The following is a 7,188-nucleotide window of genomic DNA, read 5'->3' on the forward strand; positions in this document are numbered from 1 at the left end:
CCCGCGGCCGAGCTGGCGCGGCGGGCGGCCGAGGCCGGCGCCTTCGTGGCGCTGGCGCATCCCGAATGGAACGGCCTGACGCCCCAGGACGCGCGCCCGATCGCCGCCGCGCACGCGGTCGAGATCTACAACCACGGCTGCCATGTCGAGTGCGACCGCGGCTTCGGCGTGGCGCTCCTCGACACGCTGCTCTCCGAGGGCCGCCGGCTGACGCTGTGCGCCACCGACGACGCGCATTTCCACGCCCCCGACCATTTCGGCGGCTGGGTCATGGTGAAGGCCGCGGCGAACGAGCCCGAGACGCTCGTGGCCGCGCTCCGCGAGGGTGCCTACTACGCCTCGACCGGGCCCGAGCTTCACGATTTCCGCATCGAGGGCGATCAGGTCGTGGTCGAGTGCTCCCCCGCCGCCCATGTCATCGCCATCGGCGCCAACGCGGCCTCCAGGGTGGTCCACGGCCGCGACCTCACCCGCGCCGCCCTGCCGCTTGCGCCCTTCCGCGCCGGCGGCTGGCTGCGCCTCGCCGTGCACGACGCCGCCGGCCGGCGCGCCTGGTCCAATCCGCTCTGGCTCGACTGAGACCAAGGCCCGCCGCACCGGACCCAATCGGGGGCCGCGCACCGTCTGGCGCGACCGATCGAGATCCCGGGTCAGGCCCGGGACAGCGCAGACCCGTGTCGGCGCGCGTTAACCATAACGCGCGTCCAAACAGGTATTCGTTTGGAATCATTGGTTTAGTAGTGCGCCCAAATTTGGACGCCCGGACTCAGTCCTTCTCGAGCGCGATATCGGGCGCGTCCTCGGCCTTCATGCCGACCACATGGTAGCCGCAGTCGACGTGGTGGCACTCGCCGGTCACGCCCGAGGAGAGGTCCGAGAGCAGGTAGAACCCGGCCTTGCCCACGTCCTCCTGGCTGACATTGCGCCGCAAGGGCGAGTTCAGCTCGTTCCACTTCAGGATATAGCGGAAGTCGCCGATGCCCGAGGCCGCCAGCGTGCGGATCGGCCCGGCCGAGAGCGAGTTGACCCGGATGTTCTTGGGGCCCAGATCCATCGCCATGTAGCGCACGCTCGCCTCCAGCGCCGCCTTCGCCACGCCCATGACGTTGTAGTGCGGCATCACCCGCTCGGCGCCGTAATAGGTCAGCGTCAGCAACGACCCGCCCTCGCTCATCAGCTTCTCGGCCCGCTGCGCCAGCGCCGTGAAGGAGTAGCACGAGATCTTCAGCGAGCGCTCGAAATTGCCGGGCGAGGTGTCGACATAGCGCCCCTTCAGCTCGGCCTTGTCGGCATAGGCAATGGCGTGCAGCACGAAGTCGAGCCGGCCCCACTTCGCCGCGAGCGCCTCGAACACCGCGTCCATCGAGGCGGTATCGGTGACGTCGCAGGGCAGCACGACCTGAGAGCTCAGCGAGGCCGCCAGCGGCTCCACCCGCTTCTTCAGCGCGTCGCCCTGATAGGTGAAGGCGAGCTCGGCGCCCTGGGCGGCGCAGGCCTGCGCGATGGCCCAGGCGATCGACTTCTCGTTGGCGACCCCCATGATCAGGCCACGTCTGCCCGCCATCAGCCCAGCCGTCATGCGGATTTCCCCCAAGATGCTTTCGTTCCCGGGCGTGTTAGGAGAAATCGCGCCGCGCATCAAGCGATATGGGCCGCGGGGCCTTTCGCGCCACCGCGCCGCGCGCTATTGAGACGCGGCATCTCGGCGCGGGAGGCCGGCATGGTGGAGCTGACGACAGGCGGCAAGCTGACGGGGATCTTCGAGGCCGAGGACCCTTATGCCCTGGCACGCGCCTGGCTCGAGGAGGCCGCGCCCGGCGAGCCGCGGGATCCCGAGGCGGCAGCGCTCTCGACCGTCGACGCGCAGGGCATGCCCAACGTGCGCATGGTGCTCTTGAAGGAGATCGAGCAAAGCCAGACCCGCGGCGGCTTCGTCTTCTACACCAATCTCGACAGCGCCAAGGGCCAGGAGCTGAAGGCCAACCCGCGCGCCGCCATGGTGGTGCACTGGAAGAGCCTGAACCGGCAGCTGCGCCTGCGCGGTCCGGTCGAGCCGGTCGCCCCGGCCCAGGCTGACGCCTATTACGCCAGCCGCGCCTACCAGTCGCGCATCGGCGCCTGGGCCTCGCGCCAGTCGCGCCCGCTGGCCAGCCGCCGCGCGCTGCTCGCCGAGGTCGCCAAGATCGCCGCCAAGTACCCGCGCAACCCGCCGCGCCCGCCGCACTGGGGCGGCTTGCGCATCCGGCCCGTCGAGATCGAGTTCTGGGCGCAGGGCGACTTCCGCCTGCACGACCGCTTCCGCTGGACCCGGCTGAGGCCCGACATCGCCAAATGGGCGGTGCAGCGGCTCAATCCCTGATCATCGTGCCCTGATCACCGTGGCGCCGGGCGCGCCCAGGCACTAGAGTGGAGTCAAGACCCCGCGCGGAGGAGCCCGCATGCCCGAGCCGAACGACCGCAAGACGCTGCTCCTGACCGGCGCCAGCCGCGGCATCGGACATGCCACGGTCAAGCGTTTCTCCTCGGCCGGCTGGCGGGTGATCACCTGCTCGCGCCACGCCTTCCCCGAGGACTGCCCCTGGGAGGCGGGCCCCGAGGACCACATCCAGCTCGACCTCTCCGACCCCGCCAGCACTGTCGCGGCGGTCGAGGATATCCGCAGCCGGCTGACCGGCGGCCGGCTGGAGGCGCTGGTCAACAACGCCGGCATCTCGCCCAAGGGGCCGGGGGGCGAGCGTCTCGACACCATCTCCACCGACTTCACGGACTGGGAGCACGTGTTCCGCGTCAACTTCTTCGCACCGGTCCTGCTGGCCCGCGGCCTGATCGCCGAGCTGACCGCCGCCAAGGGCGCGGTGGTCAACGTCACCTCGATCGCGGGCGCCCGCGTGCACCCGTTCGCCGGTGCGGCCTATTCCACCTCGAAGGCGGCGCTGGCCGCGCTGACGCGCGAGATGGCCTACGACTTCGGCCCGCTCGGCGTGCGCGTCAACGCCATCGCACCGGGCGAGATCGAGACCGCGATCCTGTCCGCGGGCAGCGAGCGGCTGGTGCAGCAGATCCCGCTGCGCCGCCTCGGCAAGCCCGAGGAGGTGGCGCGCACGATCTACTATCTGTGCACCGCCGAAAGCTCCTACGTCTCGGGCGTGGAGATCGAGATCAACGGCGGCCAGCACGTCTGACCCACTGAAATTTCTGCAAAATCTGCGAGGAAGGGGAGCATGTACGACCTCTATACCTGGACCACGCCCAACGGCCGCAAGGTCTCGATCATGCTCGAGGAGCTCGGCGTCTCCTACGACGCTCACGCCATCAACATCGGCGAGGGTGAGCAGCACGACCCGGACTTCCTGAAGATCTCGCCCAACAACAAGATCCCCGCGCTGGTGGACCGCGACAGCGGCATGACGCTGATGGAATCGGGCGCCATCATGCTCTACCTCGCCGAGAAGCACGGCGCCTTCCTCGAGGTGGGCGAGGGCCGCTGGCGGGTGATCGAGTGGCTGATGTGGCAGATGGGCGGGATCGGCCCGTTCCTTGGCCAGGTGCATCACTTCGTGAAATTCAACCGCGGCAAGGCGCCCTATGCCGAGGAGCGCTTCTCCAAGGAGGCCCGCAGGCTCTACGGCGTGCTCGACCGTCGGCTGGAGGGCCGCGACTTCGTCGCTGGCGCCTACTCCATCGCCGACATGGCGATCTGGCCCTGGATCAGCCGATTCGAGTGGCAGGAGATGGACCTGAACGCCTATCCGCGGGTGCGCGATTGGTATGTTCGCATCGCCGAGCGGCCGGCGGTGCAGAAGGGCTACCAGGTGCCGAAATTCGTCAGCGAGGTGCCGCTGCCCTGAGGCCGCGAAGCTTGGTCAGGCGTGCCGGGACGCGCAGGAAATTCCTACAGGTCTTATATAAGACATATAAGAGTTAACGCCCCGGCGATCCCGCCACGGCGTTCGCTGCTGCCGCGCCATGCGGCTGGGCTCAGGCTGCCAGATTGTCCCGCCGATCCGCGGACTCGCCGCCGTCCGCGACCCGTTCCTCGCGCCTGAGCGCGGCGGAGACGCGCACGCCGCGGCGCACGAAGGTCATCATACCCTCGATCACGCGCTCGGTCGGGTCGATCCCGGCGCAGCTCAGCACCTCGCGACCATCGCGCGAGCGCGCCCAGCGCGCCAGCTCGTCGGCGCCGTTGCCCTTGGCCTTCTCGTCCCTGATCGCATCGTCGAGGGCGGCCAGCACGACGGCAGAGAAGAGCTTGCGCGCGCGGCGGCTCTGCTCGTCGATGAAAGCGATCAGTTCGGTGTCGCGCAGCACGCGCACATCCTCCTGGAAGTCTCACACAGTTACCTGGATCCCGGGCTTGCCCCAGGTTTCCCCGTCCATTGACGGCGGTCGAAGCCCATTTAATCCCCGCATGGCCGCCTGCCAAGTGTTTTGTTAGGGTTTTTCCAGTTATTACCGCGCTTTGGGCTGTGGCTTGCGAAACCTTGCGCGCGGCTCAGGGGGCCGCGACAGACCGCATCAGCGCCGCCAGCGCCGCCGTCTCGAGCCCCGGCGTGCCGCCGGCCGCGATCGCCTGCGCGGCGCCGAGCCGCGCGGCCTCGCTGCGGTTCTGGTTGAGCTTGAAGGTGCTGTCCACCGAGGCGATGGTCATCTCCACCGGCACGATCTGGCGCAGCATACCGAACAGCGCCTCGGCGCTCAGCTTGTCGAGCGTCCAGGGCGCCTTGGGCGCCAGCCGCGCCTCGAACCTGGCCGACAGCTTCTCGAGATGCGGGCGCAGCCGCGCGGTCTCGAGAAGCTCCAGCCGGCCGCGCAGATGCACGGTGACGTAGTTCCAGGTCGGCACCTTCTCGGGCTCGCCGTACCAGTCGGGCGAGACATAGGCGTCGGGGCCCCACACGATCATCAGCGCCTCGGCCGGCCCTGCGCGCAGGTGCCGCGCCAGCGGGTTCGAGCGCACCAGGTGCGCCGCGATCCGCCCCTCCTCCATGACGAAGGGCACCTGGGCGGCCAGCACGCCCTGAGGGCCGGCGGCGGCGAGCACGCCGAAGCCGCGCTCGTCGGCATAGGCGAGGGCGCGGCTCTCCGGCTCTTGCCGGAAGACGGGATTGGGATGCATGAGACCTCCTCAGACCGCGAGCGCGGTGGTCAGAATCGGCACCGACGAGAAGAAGAACTCGCCCTCCTCCTCGGCCGCGTCAAGCGCGGCGAGCCAGGCGCGGGCGCGCGCCTCGGCGACGCCGCGCCTCGCGGCATAGGCCGCCATCAGCCGCGCGACCCAGTAGGCGAAGGTGTTCTCGTGCAGCGTCGGGTTGACGATCGGCACCGGCACCCAGCGGATGTTGGCAAAGCCCGCCCGGGCCAGGAGCGGCGGCAGGCGCGCGGGCAGGTTCGGCCAGCACGCATGGCCGTCCCAGGCCGCGGCGATCTCGTCGGTCAACGCCTCGGGCGGCCCGTGCCAGAAGGCCGAATCCCAGTTCGTCGCCAGGCACAGCAAGCGACCGCCGGGCTTGAGCACCCGGCGCAGCTCGGCCAGCGCGCCGGCCACGTCCTCGACATATTCCAGCGTCTGCACGGCGAGCGCGGCATCGAACACCCCGTCGGGGTAGTCCAGCCGACGCACGTCGGCGGCCATCGGCTTGACCGCGGGCACGCCGGCGCATTCGCGCTCGGCCGCTTCGATCTGGTCGGGCGAGACGTCGACGCCCGCGGCGAGCCCGTGCGGCCCCACCGCCAGCCCGACCTCGCGCAGCAAGAGCCCGGCGCCGCAGCCGACCTCGAGGAGGCGCTGGCCGCGGCGCGGCTCGAGCTCCTGCAACACGGCGTTGCGCCGCGCCGCCATCTCGCGGCAGGCGGCAAGGCGCTGCTGGATCTCGGCGATCTGGCCCGTGAACTCCACGCGCCATTCATACAGTGATTAATTCAAGCGTGGAACAATTCGCATCTATCTTCCGATTGACGACAACCCCACTCCATATCCCAACGCATCCATCTGAATCGCAGAGCGTTTCTCGGAAAACAGTTATGATAAATCGCCACACCTTTCCCGCCGAAACCAACATTTCCGAGCGTCGTGCAGGAATATACACACGCGGTTATCTCAGAATGAGCGTCAGACGCGAACATGCCGATGTTAACCACGGCACCAGTGGCTTTCTCAATTTCCTCACGATAATGATATCCGGTATCTGAATGATCTGAATCCTTGTAGAACGTTACATACTGGTCACCGAGCGGATATAAGACTGTCATGGGCGACCCGCGGCCATCGTATCTCGAAAGAACAGATGTTTTTCCAGGATTAATAGCGATCATTTTTATATCTTCGCTTGAAACGACCAATTTCTCCGCATACTGTACAAATTTTCTATATTTCTCCATAAATGCGCCAGAAATTCGAAGCTCGATCTGCTGGTTTGGTGCAGAGTGAGCCTGTCCATCGAATTTCAATGGTGGTACGCGGTCGGGGTGTCCCTCCGCCCCGGGTCCAAAGGTTATCGCCTCAATCCAAATTCGCCTTCCTGCTTCATCGATCAAAATATCCGGTCCATCGTGCGGTCTATCCGCTCTAGGAACAACGTTCTTCCCGGACTCAAGGAGGATGTTCGTCAGATACATCTCCCAGAACCTATTGTCTGGATTCCTCGCAAACTCTACGCAAAAATTCTCATCCGCGTAGGAATGATAATTCTTCCAGTACTCCTCCAGAATCTTGCGAGCTGTTTGGCAGTATGAGTTTTCTCCATCCCTTAAGTTTCGGTAACCAAGATCCCACTCATCACCCTCCAGCCAAAACTCGGACATGACGTAGAATCACACCTCGTCCGGGAAATACTTCATCGCCAGCAGGAACGGGTTCGGTGCCGCCTGGCCGAGACCGCAGATCGAGGCGTCGATCATCACCTGGCTCAGGTCGGTCAGCACCTCGCGGTCCCAAGTCTCGGCCTGCATCAGCTTGACCGCCTTCTCGCAGCCGACCCGACACGGCGTGCACTGGCCGCAGCTCTCGTCCTCGAAGAAGCGCAGCATGTTGAGCGTGGCTTCCTTGATCGAGTCCTTGTCCGAGAGCACCACCACCGCCGCCGAGCCGATGAACGAGCCGTGCGGCTGCAGCGTGTCGAAGTCGAGCGGCACGTCGTCGAGCGAGGCCGGCAGCACGCCCGAGGACGGCCCGCCCGGCTGGTAGGC

10 protein-coding genes are annotated in these 7,188 nt (G+C 66.9%); 4 read left to right on the forward strand and 6 right to left on the reverse strand.

Annotated features, from left to right (window positions below; all coding sequences use genetic code 11):
- A partial coding sequence (locus tag AC32QD_RS07860) for a CehA/McbA family metallohydrolase domain-containing protein (protein WP_492009939.1) occupies positions 1–579 on the forward strand: 579 nt, incomplete at its 5' end.
- A 187-nt stretch (positions 580–766) separates the two neighbouring features.
- Here AC32QD_RS07860 and fabI read toward each other — a convergent pair.
- Positions 767–1,579 (reverse strand): enoyl-ACP reductase FabI, encoded by an 813-nt coding sequence (fabI, locus tag AC32QD_RS07865; protein ID WP_492009940.1) that lies wholly within the window; start codon positions 1,577–1,579, stop codon positions 767–769.
- Positions 1,580–1,720: 141 nt separating this feature from the next.
- Between fabI and pdxH the strand changes: the two genes are divergently transcribed.
- From pdxH to AC32QD_RS07880, 3 genes are all read left to right on the forward strand, one after another.
- The gene (pdxH, locus tag AC32QD_RS07870; protein ID WP_492009941.1) at positions 1,721–2,359 is read left to right on the forward strand and encodes a pyridoxamine 5'-phosphate oxidase; all 639 of its coding nucleotides are present in this window, start codon (positions 1,721–1,723) and stop codon (positions 2,357–2,359) included.
- Positions 2,360–2,438: 79 nt separating this feature from the next.
- Positions 2,439–3,182, forward strand: coding sequence for an SDR family NAD(P)-dependent oxidoreductase (locus AC32QD_RS07875; protein ID WP_492009942.1), 744 nt, complete (start codon positions 2,439–2,441; stop codon positions 3,180–3,182).
- A gap of 39 nt (positions 3,183–3,221) precedes the next feature.
- Positions 3,222–3,848, forward strand: a complete 627-nt coding sequence (locus AC32QD_RS07880) for a glutathione S-transferase family protein (RefSeq protein WP_492009943.1) — start codon at positions 3,222–3,224, stop codon at positions 3,846–3,848.
- A 130-nt stretch (positions 3,849–3,978) separates the two neighbouring features.
- Here the strand turns inward: AC32QD_RS07880 and AC32QD_RS07885 are convergent, their stop codons facing one another.
- From AC32QD_RS07885 to AC32QD_RS07905, 5 genes are all read right to left on the reverse strand, one after another.
- On the reverse strand, positions 3,979–4,308 hold the full coding sequence (locus AC32QD_RS07885) for a DUF6280 family protein (RefSeq protein WP_492009948.1): 330 nt from the start codon (positions 4,306–4,308) through the stop codon (positions 3,979–3,981).
- 187 nt (positions 4,309–4,495) lie between these two features.
- Positions 4,496–5,119: an FMN-binding negative transcriptional regulator gene (locus tag AC32QD_RS07890; protein WP_492009944.1), complete on the reverse strand. Its 624-nt coding sequence runs from the start codon at positions 5,117–5,119 to the stop codon at positions 4,496–4,498.
- 9 nt (positions 5,120–5,128) lie between these two features.
- Positions 5,129–5,899 (reverse strand): methyltransferase domain-containing protein, encoded by a 771-nt coding sequence (locus tag AC32QD_RS07895; RefSeq protein WP_492009945.1) that lies wholly within the window; start codon positions 5,897–5,899, stop codon positions 5,129–5,131.
- 23 nt (positions 5,900–5,922) lie between these two features.
- Positions 5,923–6,804: a hypothetical protein gene (locus AC32QD_RS07900; protein ID WP_492009946.1), complete on the reverse strand. Its 882-nt coding sequence runs from the start codon at positions 6,802–6,804 to the stop codon at positions 5,923–5,925.
- Positions 6,805–6,813: 9 nt separating this feature from the next.
- On the reverse strand, positions 6,814–7,188 hold a 375-nt coding region (locus AC32QD_RS07905), incomplete at its 5' end, for an NADH-ubiquinone oxidoreductase-F iron-sulfur binding region domain-containing protein (RefSeq protein WP_492009947.1).

This window comes from Thermohalobaculum sp. (assembly GCF_058622915.1).

Coding starts and splice junctions, on each gene's coding strand:
- fabI (WP_492009940.1), bottom strand. CDS start 1,579: ATGACGGCTGGGCTGATGGCGGGCAGACGTGGCCTGATCATGGGGGTC.
- pdxH (WP_492009941.1), top strand. CDS start 1,721: ATGGTGGAGCTGACGACAGGCGGCAAGCTGACGGGGATCTTCGAGGCC.
- AC32QD_RS07875 (WP_492009942.1), top strand. CDS start 2,439: ATGCCCGAGCCGAACGACCGCAAGACGCTGCTCCTGACCGGCGCCAGC.
- AC32QD_RS07880 (WP_492009943.1), top strand. CDS start 3,222: ATGTACGACCTCTATACCTGGACCACGCCCAACGGCCGCAAGGTCTCG.
- AC32QD_RS07890 (WP_492009944.1), bottom strand. CDS start 5,119: ATGCATCCCAATCCCGTCTTCCGGCAAGAGCCGGAGAGCCGCGCCCTC.
- AC32QD_RS07900 (WP_492009946.1), bottom strand. CDS start 6,804: ATGTCCGAGTTTTGGCTGGAGGGTGATGAGTGGGATCTTGGTTACCGA.